We start from the raw sequence: 17516 nt of genomic DNA, 5'->3' as shown, positions 1-17516 counted from the left end.
GAGCCTGCTATGTGTAGATAAGAAACGCTAGCGTCTACTAATGCTCCATGCGGAACGGGGCACAATTGAGGGTATGGACGGCGTTCTGATTTTCGATGGAAAGTGCGGGGTGTGCACGCGTGCGCGCAACGTCCTCCTCCGGCTCGACAAGTCTGGGCGGCTGCGAACGGAGCCGATGCAGAAGCCGGGAATCTCCGAGCGGCTGGGCGTCGCGACCGAACGCTTGCCGGAAACTAGCTGGTGGCTGGATTCATCTGGCGCGGTGTTCGCCGGGGCGGAGGCGATGAACGCGGCGCTATCGACCGCTCTGGGAACGCAATTGCCGCTGCGCATCTACCGCCTGCCGGGAATCCGTTCACTGCAGGAGGCGGTCTATCGGTGGGTGGCCGCACACCGGTACCGATTCCGCGGCGTCACACCATTCTGCGAATCTCAACCCGACGAGTGCGTTTCCTCTCCCGCGTCCTGACACGACTCCAGAAAATGAGTGGCTGTAGCGTGACGGCCGTGAAGTCATCCTCCATCACGCTTGCGGCTTGCGTCGCGGCGCTCGTTCTACCTCTGGCCGCACCCGGGACGGCAATCGCGGCCGGCTCGTGCCCGACCGCGGCACCGCAGAACGCCGGCACGCCCGAATGGACGCTGACCGGCACCACTGGCAGCGTCGCGGTCACCGGATCCACCGATACGACCGCTCCGCGGATCAGCGTGACGGCGCCGTTCAGCGTCACCCAGACCCAGGTGCAGACGCTGCACGCCGGCGACGGGCCGGTGGTCCCGGGCACGGCGAAGGTCTCCGTCTGCTACATGGGCGTCAACGGGCGTGACGGCTCGGTGTTCGACAGCAGCTACGAACGCGGCGCCCCGGTCGACTTCCCCCTGACCGGCGTCGTGCCGGGCTTCCAAAAGGCCATTGCCGGACAGAAAGTCGGGTCCACCGTTGCGGTCGCGATGACCTCCGCGGATGGCTACCCGAGCGGTCAGCCCAGCGCCGGAATCCGCCCGGGCGACTCACTCGTCTTCGCGATCAAGATCCTCAGCGCCTCGAGCTGATTTCGCAGCGCCTGAACGATTTTCAACAACGGGGTCGGCGCGTGCTACCCTATCCGCTTGGATGTTTTTGGTACATCCAATTTGAAATGAGAGAAGTAAGTAAATGGCACAGGGAACTGTGAAATGGTTCAACGGTGAGAAGGGCTTCGGCTTCATCACCCCTGACGAGGGCGACAAGGATCTCTTCGTCCACTACTCCGAGATCCAGGGCAGCGGCTACCGCTCACTCGAGGAGAACCAGCGGGTTCAGTTCGAGGTTGGGCAAGGAGCCAAAGGGCCCCAGGCAGTAGGAGTCACAGCGGTCTAGGGAACTCACATACCTGACAGTGGGCTGGTGCGGTAATTCGCACCAGCCCGCTTTGTTTCATCCAGTCAACGGCTCACCCGGAAACGCTTGATCCGTGACGTCGTTCCGGACACCAACTCGACTCGGCTTCTTGGCAATTGAAGGTGCTCGGCCAGTAACCGGGCGACCGCCTCGTTGGCCTTGCCCTCCACCGCCCGCTCCCGGACGTAGATTGTCAGCTCGCCATCGGGGCCGACTTCGACGAGCGGTCCCTTTCGGCTGCCGGGCTTGACCTTGACGACGACGCAGTCGCTCATGCTCGTAGCTGAGGTCGACGGCCGTGCGCCGAGCGTGAAGCTACGGCGAGAAAACGGCGAAAATCCCGCCACTGCTTCACTTTCGGCGATCCCATGCCGCCGCCGATTACCCGGGCGGCACCAGCGGCGGACGGCACGCGTTGGACGTCGGATCCCACCACCAGCCGTTGTCGCATGCCAGCGGCTGCGGGCCGACACCGAGCGGCCTGCACACGTTGGCCGTCGGGTCCCACCACTGGCCCGGATCGCACGCCAAGGGTTGTGGCCCGACGCCGAGCGGCCTGCACACGTTGGCCGTCGGGTCCCACCACTGTCCGGGGTCGCATCCAAGGGGTAGCGGCGCCCCGGCTGGCCGACACGTGTTGGCCTTCGCGTCCCACCACTCGCCGTCGGCGCATTGGGCCGAACTCACCGCCGGCGTCACGATCGTCACGGCGGCCATCGACGCCAACGCCCCCGTCACGACGACCAGCGCGTCGCGAACGAACATCTTCATTTGCGGGCCCTCCCCCTTTCGGCGATACACATCATCGAACCGAGCCCGCGCACAGAGGTCAAGGCCCGTCGCGCGCGGCTAGCGTGAATCCTGTGACGGTTGCTACTCAACGCTCGGATGACGAGGCCGGCATTCGCCGGCGAACGGACCAGTTGGCCGGCGCGATCCGCGCCGCGGATCTCGAAGCCGTGATGTCGATTTACACGCCGGACGTCGTGTCCTTCGACCTGGAACCGCCCCTGCAACACCTGGCGGCGGAAGCGAAACGGCGAAACTGGGAGCGTGTGTTCGCGGCATACGAGCACCCACTCGGCTACGAGATTCGCGACCTCACCGTCACCGTCGGCGGCGACGTGGCGTTTGCGCACAGCCTGAATCGCCTCAGCGGCACGCTGAAGTGCGGCACGACGACCGCCGGCTTCTGGGTCAGAGCGACGACTTGCTTCCGCAAGCTCGATGGCCAGTGGTTCATCGCGCACGACCACGTGTCGGTACCCCTGGATTTGCCGACCGGCGCCGGGCTGCTGAACCTGCGGCCCTGAGATTGGCAGTGCTTGGCAGTCCATTGCGTAGCCCTGGCAGCGGCCGTGAAGTGCGATGACAGATAAAGGTCGGAACGAACACGCGCAAGGAGGAACGACGACATGCCACAGCTCGCACTTCGGCAGGCCACCATCGAATACCAGGAATTCGGACCGCAGGATTCACCGCACGCGCCGGTCCTGTTCGTCCACGGCATCCTCGTCGACGGGCGGCTCTGGCGCGAGGTCGCCGACGGCCTGGCGCGCCGGGGGTTCCGTTGCATCGTGCCAACGTGGCCCCTGGGCTCGCACCGCACCCCGGTCAACGACGCCACCGTGCTCTCGCTGCCCGGCGTCGCCGAGCTGGTCTACGACGCCCTCGTCGCCCTCGACCTTTCCGACGTGACCCTGGTCGGCAGCGATACCGGAGGCGGAATATGCCAACTGGTCGTTGATGCCCATCCGGACCGAATCGGTCGTCTGGTTCTCACCAACTGCGACGCCTTCGACAAGTGCCCGCCGTTCCCGTTTGACCTCGCATTCGGATTGCTTCGTGGCCCCGCCTCGATCAAGGCGCTATTCGGACAGATGAAACTGCGGGCGTTGCGCCAGTCGCCGCTCGGCTTCGGCCTGCTCATCAGCAAGCCCGATCCGGACGTCACCGCCGCCTGGCTGGAACCCGGGCTGAAGGACGTGTGCATCCGCCGCGACCTCGCGGCGTTGCTGCGGAGTGTGGCCCGCTTCGATCTCACCGACGTGGCCACCCGCCTCCCCCGATTCACCAAGCCCGTCACCCTGGTGTGGGGCCAACGGGACCGCTGCTTTACCCCGGGCCTGGGCCGGCGCCTCGCGGCGTTGTTCAGCAACGCCGAGCTGATCGAGGTTCCCAATGCGAAAACCTTTGTCTCCCTCGATCAACCCGACGTGGTGATCGACGCGATCGCCGCAATCGCTGCGGTGCGGGCCTAGCAGGCGGCGACTAACTCGCCAGCGTCGGCGATGAGTTCCGGGCGCGCCACCAGTCATACCTAAGAGAACGGAGTACCTGACAGCGCTAACGAAAGAGGATGGACCCGATGCCTGATGCTCTACCGCGAATCGTCGATCAGCAGACCTGGCGCGCCGCGCTCGACGACCTGCGCAAGCGCGAGAAGGCCGCCACCCGCGAGCTGGATGCGATCGCCGCCCAGCGGCGCCGGCTGCCCATGGTCCAACTGCCCGACTACACCCTGATCGGGGCCGATGGACCCGTCCGTCTGGTGGATGTGTTCGGCGGCCGGTCGCAGCTCATCGTCTACCACCACATGTGGTCCGACGGCGCGGAGTGGCAGTGCGGCGGGTGCACGGGCTTCACCTCCCAGTTCACCCGGCTGGAGTTTCTCGACAACTACGACGCCCGCTTCGTCGTCGTCACCAACGGACCCATCGACGAGGCGCTCGTCTACAAGCGCAAGGTCGGCAACCGGATGGAGTGGTATTCCTCGGCGGAGAGCTCGTTCGGCGCCGACATGGACGCACCGCCCGGCGGGGGCTTCGGGGTCAACGTGTTCCTGCGTGACGGCGACACCGTCTACCGCACCTGGCACACGAACGGGCGGGGCACCGAGCAGCTCAGCCACTCGTTCGGGCTGATCGACATCTTGCCGTGGGGCCGGCAGGAGGAATGGCTCGATTCGCCTGAGGGCTGGCCGTCCCGCCCGACATACTCGGGGTGGCTCGACTCCCCCGATATCGCCCGGGCCTACGGAAGCAAGGACGACGCATGACCACGACCGCCGAACGCTACGTCGCCACCCGCACCATCGCCGCGAGGCCCGAGGAGATTTTCGCCGTCCTCGCCGACCCCGCCCGCCACTGCACCACCGAGCCCACCGACTGGGTCCGCGATGCGGTGGACGCCGGGCCGATCACCGCCGAAGGCCAGATGTTCGCGATGAACATGTTCCTCACCCAGGCCGGCGGTCACTACGTGGTCCACAACCTGGTGAACGTGTTCGATAAGGACCGCGCGATCGGGTGGATGCCGGGTCAGCTCGACGACGCGGGCAAACACAATCCCGGCGGCTGGTTCTGGCGCTACGACCTCGCGCCGAACGGCGACGGCACCGACGTCACCCTCACCTACGACTGGAGCGGTACGTCGCAACAATTCCGCGAGCAGGTCGGCGAGTTGCCCATCTTCGGCGAGGACTACCTCGCCGCGTCGCTGGCGACGCTGGAGCGGGCCGTCGCGGGCTGACGAATGACCGCAGCCCTCGGGTACGCCAAAGCGACTGGAACAAACCTGATTTCCTGTGCTGCCACCAAATAAAGACGAGGGGATCGAATTCCGCGGTTTTCGCCTAGAACACGTGTTTTGGGTGCGCGTTTTGCCCGATAACCGGCCGTCGGAATTCGCTTCTTAATTCGAGCCATCCGGTCTACTTTGGTACAAATCCACGCCACGCTTCAGCGGGGTTTGAGTCGGTGAATACATCAGTCGGGAAGGCACGCAATGAGTTGGTTGGCGGCGTCGTGGCGACGGCCTGACCACTTCGACTGGCTGACCGGCTACCTACAAGCCCACGGACTGAGCACCCCCACCCGCCGGATCATGGCGGGCGTTTCGGCCTCGCTGGCATTGTGGCCGGCAAACGTCCTGTGGGGAACGACGCCGTTTTTCCCGGTCCTTTCGCTCGCGGCCTCGGTGGTGGCCGGATCGATCGGGTTGGTCATGGCGGTGCTGTGGCTGACCCGCTGGCCCACCCGCCGCCAATCGATCTTTTTCGCGATGACCGGCAGCGCGAGCATCGTGATCGGGTGCGTGACGCAAACCCAACCGATGGTCGCGCTCATGGCGTGCTCGGCCCTGGCCGTGTCGGGCGGGTACCTTGCGTTTTTCCATACCGCCCGGTACATGGTCGTGAATTTCTTGCTGGCCGGCGCGGCGGGTGCTCTCGAGGTGGCCCGCCTGGTCGCCGCCGGGGAGGCGACGCTGGCCTTCACCGGCTACTTTCTCGTGCTCGAACTCAACGTGGTCGTCCCCTTCGCTATCCATATCGTCATCAGAACGTTGGGCGTGGACCTGCTGCGCGCCGACCGCGACCCGCTCACCGGCCTGCTGAATCGGCGCGCCTGCGACCGCACCATCATCGGCCGGATGCTGGCCGGTCATGACCACATGTTCCTGGCCGTGGCCATGGTCGACCTCGACCACTTCAAAGCGGTCAACGACACCAGGGGTCACGCCGCGGGCGACGAGGCGCTCGTCGCGGCGGCCCGTGCGCTGACCGCCGTGTGCCATGACAGCGCGGTCGTCGGGCGCGTCGGCGGGGAGGAATTCCTGATCGCGGACGTCGTCACGACACAACGGCCGCAGGGATGGGGTCATAAGTTCTGCAATGCGGTCGCGGAAATCCCCGCTTCGGTAACGGCCAGCGTGGGCACCGCCACCCTGGCGTTGCGCAGCGTGGGTTGCGACGACGTGGAACAGGCACTGCGCCAACTGGTCGCCGATGCCGACACCGCAATGTACGAAGCCAAGCGATGCGGCGGAAACCAGGCCCGCCACCACCGCGCCCCCACCCCGGCGGCGATGTCCTGACCGCAGCGTCGCCCACCGCAGCGCGATCTCGATGCTGCGCCAAAAGGCGCACGCTGTCTTAGCCTGTCCAAGGGACAGTTGTGCCCGCGACGTGGGGCGCGCCCTGGCACGGGGATTCGATATGGCAGAGCAGGTCGTCGGTCGGCGAACTGAGGAACGAGTCGTTGCCGATTTTCTCGATGGCGTGGGGCGTGAGGCGTGCGCGTTGGTTATCGAGGGTGAGCCCGGGATCGGGAAGACGACGCTGTGGTTGGACGCGGTGGGCCGTGCCGGCGCGCGTGGGTTTCGGGTGTTGAGCTCGCGCCCTGCCGCGGCGGAGTCGGTGTTGGCCTATACGGTGTTGGCCGATCTGCTCGGCGATGTCGATGACTCGATTTGGGCGGATTTGCCGCTGCCGCAACAGCAAGCGTTGGACGGCGCCCTGTTGCGCCATCGGGTCGAGGTTCACAACATTGATCCCCGAGCGGTCGCGGCGGCGTTTGTGACCGTGGTCGGTCGGCTCGCTACCGAAAGTCCGGTGGTGATTGCGATCGACGACCTGCAATGGGTGGATACCTCGAGCGCGAATGTGGTGTCGTATGCGGCGCGGCGGCTTCCGGCTGGGGCGGCGTTTATGTGTACGACGCGGACCGAGCAGGCCGCTTCGCGTTTGCAGCTGCCCAGCCCGGATGGGGTGCGTCGAATCCGGCTGCGGCCCTTGTCGGTTGGTGAGCTGCATCAGGTCTTGTCGCTGCGGCTGGGCCGCTCGGTCGCTCGTCCTGCGTTGCTGCGTATCCACGAGATCGCCGGTGGGAATCCCTTTTTCGCGTTGGAACTGGCCCGGGAACTCGGCTCCGATGGGCGCATGTCCGAATTGAGCATGCCGGGCAGCCTCAACGACCTGGTCGAGTCGAGGATTGGCCGGGCCGGCGCCGGGGACGTGCTGCTCGCCATGGCCAGTCTGCCCGATCCCACGGTGCCGATGGTGGCCCGAGCTACCGGCTCGACGCCGGATCAGGTGGTGGCCTCGCTCGGCGAGGCCGAGGTGCAGGCCGTGGTGGTCATCGAGGGACACCAGCTTCGCTTCACTCACCCGATCCTGGCGCATGGCGTCTATAGCGCCGCGCGGCCTGCGCGCCGCCGCGACATGCACCGGCGCCTGGCCGAACTCGTCACCGAGCCCGAGTTGCGCGCCCGCCACCTCGCCCTGTCCGACCCGTCTGGAGAGGCGGAGACGGTGGCTGCCCTCGATTTGGCCGCCGACATCGCGCGCAACAGAGGGGCACCGGCCGCCGCCGCCGAACTGCTCGAACTTGCCCTAGGTCTCGGGGCCGACGATCCGCGACGCAAGATTCGTTGTGCGACACACTATTTCGATGCGGGAGATCCGGGACGCGCGCGGCAGATCCTCGACGCAGTCGTAGCCGCGCTTCCGGCTGGGCCGACCCGTGCCGAGGCTTTGCATCAGCTGGGGTTGGTGCGCCTCTATGACGACAGCTTCCCCGAGGCGGCGGAGCTACTCGAGGCCGCGCTGCGCGAAAGCGGTGCTGACGCCGACTTACGGGTGCGCATCTCGATCAGCTTGTCGTTCGCCCTCCTCAACGCCGGACGAGCCGAGCACGCCTATGCGCGGGTTCAGCAGGCCGTGGCCGACGCCGAGCGTGTGGGCGCCGGGGCTTTGCTGAGCCCCGCCCTCGGAATGCGGGCCGTGATGGATTTCATGGCGGGTCAGGGCTTTGACGAGTCCGCGTTGCGTCGCGCAGTCGAGCTGGCGGAGCCCAGTTTCCGCATTCCGTTGCCATTTCGGCCTCGCACGCAGCGGACGCTCTTGCGCGCTTGGACGGGTGAACTCGAGCAGGCGCGCGAGGAGTTGGTGGAGCTGGGTCAGCAGTGCTTCGTTTTGGGCGAGGAAGGCGAGCTGACCTTCGTCGGATTTCATCTTGTTCTTGTGGAGATCTGGCTCGGCAGGCTGGACAGCGCGGCCGCTACCGCCGACGCGACGATGGAATTGGCAGCACAGCTCGGCGGCGACTTCCCCCTGTTCATTGCGCTGACCCTTCGGGCCGCGGTCGCCGCCTATGCCGGCCGCCTCGACGACGCCCGGCGTGATCTGGGCGAGGCGATCGCGGCCGGCCAGCGCTGCGGCTCAACGCGTTTGGCCGAGTGGCCCTCGACACTGGCCGGGTTTGTCGAGGTCTCCGCCGGAGATTATCAAGCGGCGCTCAGCGCTCTCGAGCCACTGCTGCCGATGGTGCGGATGTTCCCGGACGCGAGTGAAATCATCTCGTCGTCGTTCGTCCCGGAGGCCGTCGAGGCGATGATCGCCCTGAACCGCTTCGATGAGGCGGAGTCGTTAGTTGACGTCCTGGAGCGCAACGGCCGCCGGCTTGATCGCGCGTGGGCGCTGGCCGTCGGTATGCGTTGTCGCGCGATGTTGCAGGCGGCACGGGGTGACGTTGCGGCCGCGCTGACAACCGCCGAGCGGGCGATGGACGAGCACCAACGCCTGGCGATGCCGTTCGAGCGCGCCCGCACCCAGTTGTTGCTGGGTCAGTTGCAACGTCGCCAGCGCCGCCGCGAGGCCGGCGCCGCGACCGTGCGCGAGGCCCTGCGGACTTTTGAGCTCCTCGGCACCGCGGCATGGGCCGGGCGCGCCGAAGCGGAACTGGCGCGCGGTACCTCGGGCAGGCGGGGCGAGCAGGGGCTGACCGCGACCGAACAGCGCGTCGCCGAGCTGGCCGCCTCCGGCATGATCAACCGCGACATCGCCGCCGCACTGTTCATCAGCACCAAAACGGTGGAGGTCAACCTCAGCCGCATCTACCGCAAACTCGGCATTCGCTCCCGCGCGGAGCTCTACCACGCCCTCCGAGTCGAGAAATCAGAATCGGATATGAGTAGGTAAATCCCTGATGTAAGCCGCCGCCCCCATCTATAGCGTGGCCCAGATGGCGAGCATCGAGGCGGGAGCACACTCGTTTCTTGTCGAGTGGTATGGGCCGCGCGCGCCCGCGCACTGGATCGGCGAAACCGCTCAACGCCTCAACGACCGCGCCGCGGCAATTTCGGCCCGCGGCGGACAGGTCCGATTGCTCATGGCAGTGGCCGTCCCCTCGGACGACTACGCGTTCGGCGTGTTTGCCGCCGCGTCGGCCGAAGTCGTCGCCGAAACCTGCGCCGACGCCGACGCTCCCCCGGAACGGATCAGCGCCGCCGTCGGCTGGTGGCAGGGGCAGGATTTTCGAGCGCCAAGCCAAACGTGGGGACTGGGCGGGCCGCGAACCTGATCATTAGCTTCGGTAAGGCCACAAGCGTCCCCGGGTAGGGTCAGCGCATGACCGCTCTGCGAACCCAGGTCTGTGTAGCCGGCGGCGGTCCCGCCGGACTCGTTCACGCTCTTCTGCTCGCCCGTGCCGGCGTCCAGGTCGTCGTCCTCGAGAAACACAATGATTTCTTGCGCGACTTCCGCGGCGACACCGTGCACCCCACCACCCTGCGGATCATGGACGAGCTGGGACTAATCGACGAGTTCCTGCGCCTGCCGCACACCAAGGTCACGCGCGTCGCCTTCGACGCCGACGGGACACTTCGCACCTTCGGTAACTTCAGCGCGCTCAAACGGCTGGGTTTCAACCAGCCGTACATCGCGCTGATGCCGCAGTGGGACTTCCTCGATTTCCTGGCCGAAAAGGCAAGCGCGTACACGGAATTCACCTTGATCCGCAACGCCGAGGTCACCGACCTCATCTTCGACGGCGACCGGGTCGCCGGGGCGCGCACGCCGGAGCTGGAGGTGCGTGCCGATTTGGTGGTCGGCGCGGACGGGCGCAAGTCGGCCGTGCGGGAGGCGGCCGGCCTGAACCTCGCTGCCGCGCACTCGCCGATGGACGTCTTGTGGTTCCGGCTGAAATGGCGTCCCGGCGATCCCCGCGAGCTCTTCGGGGTCGCCCGTAGGGGCCTGCTGATGGCCATGATCTACCGGGGCGACTACTGGCAGGTCGCCCATCTCATGCCGAAAGGCACCGACCCGCGCGACGGTTCGCTGGAGGCGTTCAAGGAGCGCCTGGTCGCCGCGCGACCGCAGCTGCGCGAACACGTCAACGACCTGCACTCCTGGGACGACACCAGCCACCTCGACGTGCGGGTGGACCGGCTCGAGAAATGGTGGCGCACAGGCCTGTTGTGCATCGGCGACGCCGCGCACGCCATGTCGCCGGCGGGAGGGGTCGGCATCAACCTCGCCGTCGCCGATGCGGTCGCCGCGGCGAATATTCTGTGCGCCCCACTTCGCGAAAACCGGTTGGCCGATGCGGATCTCGCCAAGGTTCAGCGCCGCCGCGAGCTACCCACCCGAATCATCCAGGCCGGTCAGGTCTTCATCCAGAACCGAGCCGTCGAACCCAATTTGACCGGCGACCTTTCCCCGATCAAGATTCCCAGCTTCATCGGCCGCGGTCCCTTCCAGTTCATCCCGCCGATCATCGTCGGACGCGGCTTCCGCCCCGAGCACGTGCGCACCCCGGACGCACACGCTTCCTAGGAGCCGGCGAGCGGGTCGAACATGTGGGCCGGGTCAATGCCAAGTTGCTGAGCGACGTGGCTGGTGTCCCAGTACTCGCGCCAGTGCGTGATCGCGCCGTCGCGGACCTCGAAGAGGGCGGTGACGTTGAACGTGACCGCGGTCCCGTTCATCGCATTCACGTCGACCCGTTCGACGACCACCGTGTCGGCATTCGATACGACGGTGCGGATTTCGCTCCCCTCGATCATCCCCGTCGAGAGGTTGCTGTGCTTCTCGAGCTCGGCGCGTGCAGCCTCGCGCCCCACGACCACCGGCGAGAGCGGCACATGGAGCTGCCAGACAAAGTCCTCTGCCATCAACGCGGTCATCGCATCGACGTCCATGCGCTCGCCGTAGGCCGCATGGATGAAGTCGAGGACCAGCTTTTCGTTCGCGTTTTTTGCAGCGGCTTCGGGCATGTCGTTTCCTTAACTCGGGACGACCTCACGGCCTAAATAAACTGGTTGATTTAACTTCAGGCCCACCACGCTAATCCCTCGATCCGGTTGGGTAAAGACCCGACGCGGCCAGTGACGGCCGCGTCAGGCCTGGGGGCCCTCCGACGGCGGCCAGTGCGAGCCCGGCGACGCGTCTCCGGGCTCGGCGTGCTCGCCGCGGGCCAGCGGCACCCATTGCTCGGTCGGTGCGGGCTGCTTCGAAGACGGGAAGTCGCGCAGCGGCCCCGACGGCTTGGCGTCCCACTTGGCGAAGGTCAGCGGGGTTCGCAACCAGCACTGCAGCAGGTTGTAGGCCGCCTGCAGCGAGTCGATGTGGGTGCGCTCCCACCCGTGACTGCCGTCCAACCCGAAGCCGACCAGCGCCGCCCTGGTGCCCGCGCCCGCTTCGATCGCCGCGGCTGCGTCCGAGCGGTAGTAGCGAAACACGTCCCGCACGAAGGGAATCCCTTGCTCCTCGGCGAGCCGGCACAGCTTCCGGGTCAGGTGGTAGTCGAACGGGCCGTGCATGTCGGCCATGGGGATGGTGACGCCGTCCTCGATGGAGTGCTGCCCGGGCGCGCACACCGCGTTGTCCACCGAGATCAGCTCCGCGACGTCCGCGGGCAGTCCGTGGCTGGCCCCGTGGCCGACCTCTTCGGTGATGGTGACCATGATCGTGGTGCGGTGCGGCAGCACCACCTTGTTCTCCGAAACGTGTTTGGCCAGTGCGAGCGCGATCGCGACGCCGGCTTTGCCGTCGAGGTGACGGGAGACGATGAAGCCGTCGGCGGTGAGTTCAGGGCTGGCGATCAACGCGACGAAGTCGCCGACGTTCACCCCCAGCTTGACCAGGTCCTCCCGCGAGGACACCCTGCGGTCGACGCGGACCTCGACGCTCTCCCAGTCGGTGGGTTGGGTGTCGATCTCGTCGCCGAACCTGTGCCCACTTGCCTTGAGCGGCAAGACCGTGCCGGTGATGAACTCGTCGGGGTCGTCGCTGAAAATCCGCACGCGGGCGCCCGTGGCGAACCGGGCCGAGAAGGTGCCGACCGGAATCAGCTCGAGGCGGCCGTTGTCCTTGAGGTCGCGCACCATGCAGCCGATGGTGTCCGCGTGAACAGCCAGCGCCCGGTCGATCGTCGCGGACTCCCCCGGCAGTTCGGCGGTCAGCGCGCCGCGGCGCGTCAGGGTGAACGGCACTCCGAAGTCGTCGAAGATGTCGCCGATCAGCTGCATCACGGCGTCCGTGCGCCCCGCCGGACTCGGGGTCTGCAGCAGTGCGAGCAGCGTGTCGATCATCCACGCGCGGTCGGCCTCCGCCATGGCCGCGGTTTGGCGCACGGTCTCTCCTTCCCGGTTCGTTCGGAATCCGGCTTCAACCTACCGGTTCGCGGGGACGGAGGGTGCGGCCGTGACGGCGGCCGGGCTGGCGCGACAGGGGAAAATTTATTTCCGTCGTTGCTGCAAAATCGAGTTAGGCTCCTCGATGTCCGGGTCACATACATGTGAGGAGCCCGCCATGAAAGAGGACGCGCAGGGACACGAGGAAAAAGACATCCGCCGGCTACGCGAATTCGCCACATTCGACAAGCTCTCGGATAATGATTTGCAGCGCATTGTCTCGGCGGCACATCACACCTCCACGTCCGCACCTCTGCCGCTCATTCATGAGCAGACCCCCTCGGACGCCTGTTACATCCTGCTCACCGGCGAGGCCGGCGTCTACGTCGGCCAGGACCGCGTTGCCCTGGTAGGGCCGGGCGAAGTGATCGGCGAATCTGCGCTTCGCCGTGGGAAACTGCGCTCCGCGACGGTCACGACGACCGGGCCGTCCGAGGTACTGCGCATCGAGCGCGACGACCTGGCCCGCTTGCTCGACGAGATTCCGGCACTACGCGAAACCATGGACGCGACCGTGGCGCGACACGCGCCCGTCGCCGCCCCCGAGCAGACGCCGAAGCCGAAGCCCACGCATCGCAGGGTGGACGCTTTGGTCCCGACGGAGTTGGTCGAGCGGTTCGAGCAGGCCGCGGAGGGTGCGGGCGTCCGTGTCTCGGCCGCGCTCGAGGACGCGCTCACCCAGTGGATCCAGCGAAACGGCATCGCCTAGCCGCTACGGATTCACATTCGGGCAGATCTGCTTGATCCAACCGGTGATCAGGTCCCTGTTGGAGTTCAGGTCGGGGTCGTTTGGTTGCGCGCCGACGGTGGTGACGAAGTGCTCGATCGCCGTCTTCACCGGATCCGGCGGGCTGTACTTCTCGAGCGTGTCGGCGGCTTTGCGCGCGCTTTCCGGTTTCGCCGCAACCATCAAATTGTCCTTGGCAAACGAGATGTCCAGGCAGGTCGATTGGTCGAGCGGCGCGGCCGGCGCCGAGGAGGTGGCGGGCGTCGTCGGTTGCGACGGGGCCGCCGTCGACGTCTCACTCGACGTCGAAGCCGACGAAGAATTGCCGTTCGAGCAGCCCGCCGTGATGACCGCGACGGCGACCATTCCTGCGAGTGCAGTTGGGTTTACCCGCACCAGACTCTCCTTTGCCCGACAATCCATTTGCTGCAGGCACCCTACCGGCAATTCCAGTTCGACGCGCGTTTAAAAGCTGGATCGGGTTATGCCGATTCCATTTTCGCGATCAGCTCGCCGAGGGCGAGGATCCGCTGGGCGTCGCGCACGTGCAGGCTCTCGATCATCCTGCCGTCGACCGTTATGACGCTGTTCCCCGCTGCCTGGGCCTGTTCATAGGCCGAGACGATCTTGCGGGCATCGGTCAGCTCGCTGTCTGACGGGCCGAACACGTCGTTCGCCGGTCCGATCTGGGAGGGATGAATGAGGGTCTTGCCGTCGAAACCCATCTCCCGGCCTTGCCGGGCCTCGGCGCGGAAGCCGGCCTCGTCGGTGATGTCGTTGAAGACGCCGTCCAGCACGACCTTTCCGGCGGCCCGCGCCCCCAGCACGGCCAGCGACAAGGCGGTCAACACCGGCGCCCGACCGGGCAGGTGCAATCCGTGCAGATCGTTCACCAGGTCGTTGGTGCCCACTACCAACGCCGCCAAGCGGTCGCTGGCCGAGGCGATCTCCTCCGCCCGCAGGATGGCGCGCGGCGTTTCGATCATCACCCACAGCCGCAACGAGTCGAGCGCGCCAAGCTCGTCGAGCGCCGCGGTCAGCGCCCGGACCTCTTCGCCGGTCTCGACCTTCGGCACCAGCACGCCGTCGGCGGGCGAACCTGCCACGGCCGCCAAATCGTCGTCGTGCCAGTCGGTGCCCAAGCCGTTGATGCGCGCCACGATCTCGCGGGGTCCGTAGGTCCTGGACGAGACGGCGTCGCACACCCGCGCCCGCGAGTCGGCCTTGGCATCGGGGCCCACGGCGTCCTCGAGGTCAAAAATGAGGACGTCGGCCGGCAGCGTCTTCCCCTTCTCCAGGGCTCTGGCGTTGTTGCCGGGCAGGTAGAGGGCGGATCTGCGCGGGCGCAGCGTCGGTGGCATGACACGACAGTAGGGCCTTTGGGATAAGCCTCGCCCACAGTGGGAAATCCCCGGGGTGGGAAAAGGGAGGAGCAGCTCATGCAGCGTCACGAAATCCGGTCACTCGCGGACCTGGCGGGTGAGGGCACTCGCGTGCTCACCACGCTCGTGCGCGACACGCACAGCGGCATCGCTCGGCGCGTCTTCGGCGCCGTCGGGCCGGTGTCGAAACCCGTGGAGGTCGTCCACAACACGGCCGCCGCGGCTACGTATCACGCCGTCGACCGCGCGCTTCGGGCCGCCTTGCGCGGCGCCGGTGAGCTGGCCGCCGAGACGAGCGGCAGCGACGAGGACGAAACGGTCGAGTCCAACCCCAGGGTCGCCGGCGTCATCGCCGCGCTCAACGGCATCTACGGCGACGAGCTGACCGACCGTGGAAACGGCTTCGCCCTGACCATGCAGGTGCGCCACCGCGGCAAGCCGGTCGCGATGAACGGCCCCGACCTCGCCGCGGCGTTCCCCCGGGCGACCGGCCGGATCGCGGTGTTCGTCCACGGCTGGTGCATGACCGAGATGTCGTGGTGGCGCCGCCCGCGCGAGGGCGAGGAGGTGAAGTCCTACGGCGCGCGGCTGCGCGACGACCTGGGCTTCACCCCCGTCTATCTGCGCTACAACACCGGCCTGCACATCTCCGACAACGGAAAGTCGCTCGCTTCCCAGCTGGATCGGCTGCGGGAGCTGTGGCCGGTCCCGGTCGAGGAGATCGCGCTGGTCGGTCATTCGATGGGCGGCCTGGTGATCCGCAGCGCCTGCCATTACGGAACCCGGCACGAGCACGGCTGGCCCGACGCCGTCGGTCACGTCGTCTGCCTCGGCTCCCCGCACCTGGGCGCCGACCTGGAGAAGGGCGTCAACGCCGCGTCCTGGGCGCTGGCCCGGCTGCCCGAAACCCGGGCCCTGTCTTCGTTTCTCAACGCCCGCAGCTCGGGAACGAAGGACCTGCGCTACGGCGCGCTGCTCGACGAGGACTGGAGCGAGTGCGACCCCGACGAGTTCCTGCGCGACCGGTGCAACGAAGTGCCCTTCCTCCCCCACACCACCTACCACTTCGTGGCGACCAGCGCGGGCCCGGGCGCGTTAGGCGCGGTGCTCGGCGACCGCCTGGTGCGCCCGCACAGCGCGTCCGGCGCGGGCAAGTCCCGGCAGATTCCGTTCGACCCGGACCACGGGCTGACGTTCACCGGCCTGCACCACTTCGATCTGCTCAACCACGCCGACATCTACGCGAAGTTGCACGCCTGGCTCAGTTAGCCCTTGGATTCGCGCCACTCCCGCTCGAAGGGCAACCGCCAGGCGTTCGGGGCGATCAACTGGTGAATGGCGTTGGGGCCCCAGGTGCCCGGTTGGTACAGCTTGGCCGGCGGCGGGTCGGTGAGCAGTTCCTCCGAACGCTCCCACAGCGATTCGATGCCCTCGGCGGTGTTGAACAGCGTGTGATCGCCGCGCATCGCGTCGAGGATCAGCCGTTCGTAGGCCTCCAGCACGTCGACGACGGTGTCGATCTCCTGCGAGGAAAACTGCATCGACAGCTTGTCCAGCTTCATCCCGGGGCCGGGCCGCTTGCCGTAGAAGGACAGGGAGACCTTCGAGTTGTCGGCGAGGTCGAACGTGAGGTGGTCGGGACCCTGGGTCCCCACCCCCGATCCGGGCGGGAACATCGTTCGCGGAGCCTCTTTGAACGCGATCGAGATGATGCGGATGCCCTCGGCCATCTTCTTGCCGGTGCGCAGGTAGATCGGCACGCCGGCCCAGCGCCAGTTGTCGATGCCGACCTTGAGGGCGATGAAGGTTTCGGTGTCGGAATCCTTGGCCACCCCGTCCTCGTCGTGATACCCGCTGTACTGGCCGCGCACCACGTTGGACGGCTTGATCGGCAGCATCGACCGGAACACCTTGTTCTTTTCCTCGCTGATGGCGAACGGCTCGAGCGCCGTCGGCGGCTCCATCACCACGAACGCCATGACCTGGAACAGGTGGGTCACCACCATGTCCTTGTAGGCGCCGGTGTCCTCGTAGAAGTTGGCCCGCTGGTCCAGCCCCAGCGCCTCGGGTATGTCGATCTGGATGTGGTCGATGAAGTTGCGGTTCCAGATCGGCTCGAAGAGGCCGTTGGCGAAGCGGAACGCCAGGATGTTCTGGGCGGCCTCTTTGCCCAGGAAGTGGTCGATGCGGAAAATCTGTGCTTCCTCGAACGTTTCGTGCACGAAGTCGTTCAGCGCGACCGCGCTGGCCAGGTCGGTTCCGAACGGCTTCTCCATGACCACCCGGGAGCGCTCGACGAGCTTGGCGTCACTCAGCATCGTGATGACACTGCGCGCCGCCTTCGGGGGGACCGACAGGTAATGCAGTCGGCGCACGTTCGGCCCCAAGCTGTTCTCGGCCTCGGCGACCGCTTCGGCGAGGGCTTGCGGCCCGGCGCTCTGCGGGACGTAGCGGATGATCTTCGCGAAGTTGTCCCACTGTTCGGAGTTGAGCTTGTGCGTGCCGAACGAGTCGATCGCGTTCTTGGCGAGCTCGCGGAACTCGTCGTCGCTGAGGTCTTCCAGCGACGTCGCGACGATCTGGATGTCGGGGGCAAGCTCGGACTGGTCCAAGTAGGCCAGGCCCGGGATCAGCTTGCGCTTGGCGAGATCCCCGGTCGCGCCGAACAGGACGATGACGTGGGGATCGAGGCGTTCCGTGTCGTGGCGGCGCGGCCGTTTCTCCGGCGCCGGGTAAGAGATCGTTTGCGGTTTCTTGTCGGCCACTCTTGCGA

20 protein-coding genes are annotated in these 17516 nt (G+C 66.7%); 13 read left to right on the top strand and 7 right to left on the bottom strand.

Going from position 1 to position 17516, the window contains the following annotated elements:
- Positions 1-73: 73 nt before the first annotated feature.
- The 3 genes from AC5Y7V_RS13950 (at position 74) to AC5Y7V_RS13940 (ending at position 1360) form a co-directional block, all read left to right on the top strand.
- Positions 74-469, top strand: coding sequence for a thiol-disulfide oxidoreductase DCC family protein (locus AC5Y7V_RS13950; protein WP_499880606.1), 396 nt, complete (start codon positions 74-76; stop codon positions 467-469).
- A 14-nt stretch (positions 470-483) separates the two neighbouring features.
- Positions 484-1053: an FKBP-type peptidyl-prolyl cis-trans isomerase gene (locus AC5Y7V_RS13945; protein ID WP_499880605.1), complete on the top strand. Its 570-nt coding sequence runs from the start codon at positions 484-486 to the stop codon at positions 1051-1053.
- Positions 1054-1156: 103 nt separating this feature from the next.
- The gene (locus tag AC5Y7V_RS13940; protein ID WP_499880604.1) at positions 1157-1360 is read left to right on the top strand and encodes a cold-shock protein; all 204 of its coding nucleotides are present in this window, start codon (positions 1157-1159) and stop codon (positions 1358-1360) included.
- A gap of 65 nt (positions 1361-1425) precedes the next feature.
- Here the strand turns inward: AC5Y7V_RS13940 and AC5Y7V_RS13935 are convergent, their stop codons facing one another.
- Together AC5Y7V_RS13935 and AC5Y7V_RS13930 are read right to left on the bottom strand one after the other, a co-directional pair.
- Positions 1426-1656, bottom strand: a complete 231-nt coding sequence (locus AC5Y7V_RS13935; RefSeq protein WP_499880603.1) for a DUF167 domain-containing protein — start codon at positions 1654-1656, stop codon at positions 1426-1428.
- A gap of 106 nt (positions 1657-1762) precedes the next feature.
- A complete protein-coding gene (locus AC5Y7V_RS13930; protein ID WP_499880602.1) occupies positions 1763-2152 on the bottom strand; it encodes a hypothetical protein in 390 nt (129 codons plus the stop codon).
- 92 nt (positions 2153-2244) lie between these two features.
- Between AC5Y7V_RS13930 and AC5Y7V_RS13925 the strand changes: the two genes are divergently transcribed.
- The 8 genes from AC5Y7V_RS13925 to AC5Y7V_RS13890 all read left to right on the top strand — a co-directional run bounded on the left by AC5Y7V_RS13925 (position 2245) and on the right by AC5Y7V_RS13890 (position 10775).
- On the top strand, positions 2245-2694 hold the full coding sequence (locus tag AC5Y7V_RS13925; protein WP_499880601.1) for a YybH family protein: 450 nt from the start codon (positions 2245-2247) through the stop codon (positions 2692-2694).
- Positions 2695-2796: 102 nt separating this feature from the next.
- Complete coding sequence (locus AC5Y7V_RS13920) at positions 2797-3642, top strand: alpha/beta fold hydrolase (RefSeq protein ID WP_499880600.1); 846 nt, start codon at positions 2797-2799, stop codon at positions 3640-3642.
- Positions 3643-3740: 98 nt separating this feature from the next.
- Positions 3741-4439 (top strand): DUF899 domain-containing protein, encoded by a 699-nt coding sequence (locus AC5Y7V_RS13915; RefSeq protein WP_499880599.1) that lies wholly within the window; start codon positions 3741-3743, stop codon positions 4437-4439.
- Positions 4436-4912, top strand: coding sequence for an SRPBCC family protein (locus AC5Y7V_RS13910; RefSeq protein ID WP_499880598.1), 477 nt, complete (start codon positions 4436-4438; stop codon positions 4910-4912). Before AC5Y7V_RS13915 ends, AC5Y7V_RS13910 begins: the two co-directional genes overlap by 4 nt.
- Before the next feature lie 255 nt (positions 4913-5167).
- Positions 5168-6256, top strand: a complete 1089-nt coding sequence (locus AC5Y7V_RS13905; protein WP_499880597.1) for a GGDEF domain-containing protein — start codon at positions 5168-5170, stop codon at positions 6254-6256.
- 121 nt (positions 6257-6377) lie between these two features.
- Entirely contained in the window at positions 6378-9140 is a 2763-nt protein-coding gene (locus AC5Y7V_RS13900; RefSeq protein WP_499880596.1) for a helix-turn-helix transcriptional regulator, read from the top strand.
- A gap of 43 nt (positions 9141-9183) precedes the next feature.
- Complete coding sequence (locus tag AC5Y7V_RS13895; RefSeq protein ID WP_499880595.1) at positions 9184-9522, top strand: hypothetical protein; 339 nt, start codon at positions 9184-9186, stop codon at positions 9520-9522.
- A gap of 47 nt (positions 9523-9569) precedes the next feature.
- Positions 9570-10775, top strand: coding sequence for an FAD-dependent oxidoreductase (locus tag AC5Y7V_RS13890; protein ID WP_499880594.1), 1206 nt, complete (start codon positions 9570-9572; stop codon positions 10773-10775).
- Here AC5Y7V_RS13890 and AC5Y7V_RS13885 read toward each other — a convergent pair.
- Together AC5Y7V_RS13885 and AC5Y7V_RS13880 are read right to left on the bottom strand one after the other, a co-directional pair.
- Positions 10772-11215, bottom strand: coding sequence for a nuclear transport factor 2 family protein (locus AC5Y7V_RS13885; RefSeq protein ID WP_499880593.1), 444 nt, complete (start codon positions 11213-11215; stop codon positions 10772-10774). The genes AC5Y7V_RS13890 and AC5Y7V_RS13885 overlap by 4 nt on opposite strands.
- Before the next feature lie 123 nt (positions 11216-11338).
- Positions 11339-12574 carry an osmoprotectant NAGGN system M42 family peptidase gene (locus AC5Y7V_RS13880; protein WP_499880592.1) on the bottom strand — a complete coding sequence of 412 codons (1236 nt, stop codon included), beginning with the start codon at positions 12572-12574 and terminating at the stop codon, positions 11339-11341.
- A 178-nt stretch (positions 12575-12752) separates the two neighbouring features.
- On the opposite strand from AC5Y7V_RS13880, the gene AC5Y7V_RS13875 reads away from it, so the two are divergent.
- Positions 12753-13343: a cyclic nucleotide-binding domain-containing protein gene (locus AC5Y7V_RS13875; RefSeq protein ID WP_499880591.1), complete on the top strand. Its 591-nt coding sequence runs from the start codon at positions 12753-12755 to the stop codon at positions 13341-13343.
- A 3-nt stretch (positions 13344-13346) separates the two neighbouring features.
- Here AC5Y7V_RS13875 and AC5Y7V_RS13870 read toward each other — a convergent pair whose 3' ends face one another.
- On the bottom strand, positions 13347-13727 hold the full coding sequence (locus AC5Y7V_RS13870; protein ID WP_499880590.1) for a hypothetical protein: 381 nt from the start codon (positions 13725-13727) through the stop codon (positions 13347-13349).
- A 116-nt stretch (positions 13728-13843) separates the two neighbouring features.
- Entirely contained in the window at positions 13844-14722 is an 879-nt protein-coding gene (locus AC5Y7V_RS13865; protein WP_499880589.1) for an HpcH/HpaI aldolase/citrate lyase family protein, read from the bottom strand.
- A 78-nt stretch (positions 14723-14800) separates the two neighbouring features.
- On the opposite strand from AC5Y7V_RS13865, the gene AC5Y7V_RS13860 reads away from it, so the two are divergent.
- Positions 14801-16012, top strand: coding sequence for an esterase/lipase family protein (locus tag AC5Y7V_RS13860; RefSeq protein ID WP_499880588.1), 1212 nt, complete (start codon positions 14801-14803; stop codon positions 16010-16012).
- On the opposite strand, the gene zwf is transcribed toward AC5Y7V_RS13860, so the two are convergent.
- The gene (gene zwf / locus AC5Y7V_RS13855; RefSeq protein WP_499880587.1) at positions 16009-17508 is read right to left on the bottom strand and encodes a glucose-6-phosphate dehydrogenase; all 1500 of its coding nucleotides are present in this window, start codon (positions 17506-17508) and stop codon (positions 16009-16011) included. The genes AC5Y7V_RS13860 and zwf overlap by 4 nt on opposite strands.
- Between the last annotated feature and the right edge of the window lie 8 nt (positions 17509-17516).

The organism is Mycobacterium sp. NGS34 (assembly GCF_059812845.1).
This window is presented reverse-complemented; position numbering and strand designations above follow the sequence as displayed.

Bases quoted from the DNA above. Each gene is read 5' to 3' on its own strand.
- AC5Y7V_RS13950 (WP_499880606.1), top strand. From the start codon at position 74: ATGGACGGCGTTCTGATTTTCGATGGAAAGTGCGGGGTGTGCACGCGT.
- AC5Y7V_RS13945 (WP_499880605.1), top strand. From the start codon at position 484: ATGAGTGGCTGTAGCGTGACGGCCGTGAAGTCATCCTCCATCACGCTT.
- AC5Y7V_RS13940 (WP_499880604.1), top strand. From the start codon at position 1,157: ATGGCACAGGGAACTGTGAAATGGTTCAACGGTGAGAAGGGCTTCGGC.
- AC5Y7V_RS13935 (WP_499880603.1), bottom strand. From the start codon at position 1,656: ATGAGCGACTGCGTCGTCGTCAAGGTCAAGCCCGGCAGCCGAAAGGGA.
- AC5Y7V_RS13930 (WP_499880602.1), bottom strand. From the start codon at position 2,152: ATGAAGATGTTCGTTCGCGACGCGCTGGTCGTCGTGACGGGGGCGTTG.
- AC5Y7V_RS13920 (WP_499880600.1), top strand. From the start codon at position 2,797: ATGCCACAGCTCGCACTTCGGCAGGCCACCATCGAATACCAGGAATTC.
- AC5Y7V_RS13915 (WP_499880599.1), top strand. From the start codon at position 3,741: ATGGACCCGATGCCTGATGCTCTACCGCGAATCGTCGATCAGCAGACC.
- AC5Y7V_RS13910 (WP_499880598.1), top strand. From the start codon at position 4,436: ATGACCACGACCGCCGAACGCTACGTCGCCACCCGCACCATCGCCGCG.
- AC5Y7V_RS13905 (WP_499880597.1), top strand. From the start codon at position 5,168: ATGAGTTGGTTGGCGGCGTCGTGGCGACGGCCTGACCACTTCGACTGG.
- AC5Y7V_RS13900 (WP_499880596.1), top strand. From the start codon at position 6,378: ATGGCAGAGCAGGTCGTCGGTCGGCGAACTGAGGAACGAGTCGTTGCC.
- AC5Y7V_RS13895 (WP_499880595.1), top strand. From the start codon at position 9,184: ATGGCGAGCATCGAGGCGGGAGCACACTCGTTTCTTGTCGAGTGGTAT.
- AC5Y7V_RS13890 (WP_499880594.1), top strand. From the start codon at position 9,570: ATGACCGCTCTGCGAACCCAGGTCTGTGTAGCCGGCGGCGGTCCCGCC.
- AC5Y7V_RS13885 (WP_499880593.1), bottom strand. From the start codon at position 11,215: ATGCCCGAAGCCGCTGCAAAAAACGCGAACGAAAAGCTGGTCCTCGAC.
- AC5Y7V_RS13875 (WP_499880591.1), top strand. From the start codon at position 12,753: ATGAAAGAGGACGCGCAGGGACACGAGGAAAAAGACATCCGCCGGCTA.
- AC5Y7V_RS13870 (WP_499880590.1), bottom strand. From the start codon at position 13,727: ATGGTCGCCGTCGCGGTCATCACGGCGGGCTGCTCGAACGGCAATTCT.
- AC5Y7V_RS13865 (WP_499880589.1), bottom strand. From the start codon at position 14,722: ATGCCACCGACGCTGCGCCCGCGCAGATCCGCCCTCTACCTGCCCGGC.
- AC5Y7V_RS13860 (WP_499880588.1), top strand. From the start codon at position 14,801: ATGCAGCGTCACGAAATCCGGTCACTCGCGGACCTGGCGGGTGAGGGC.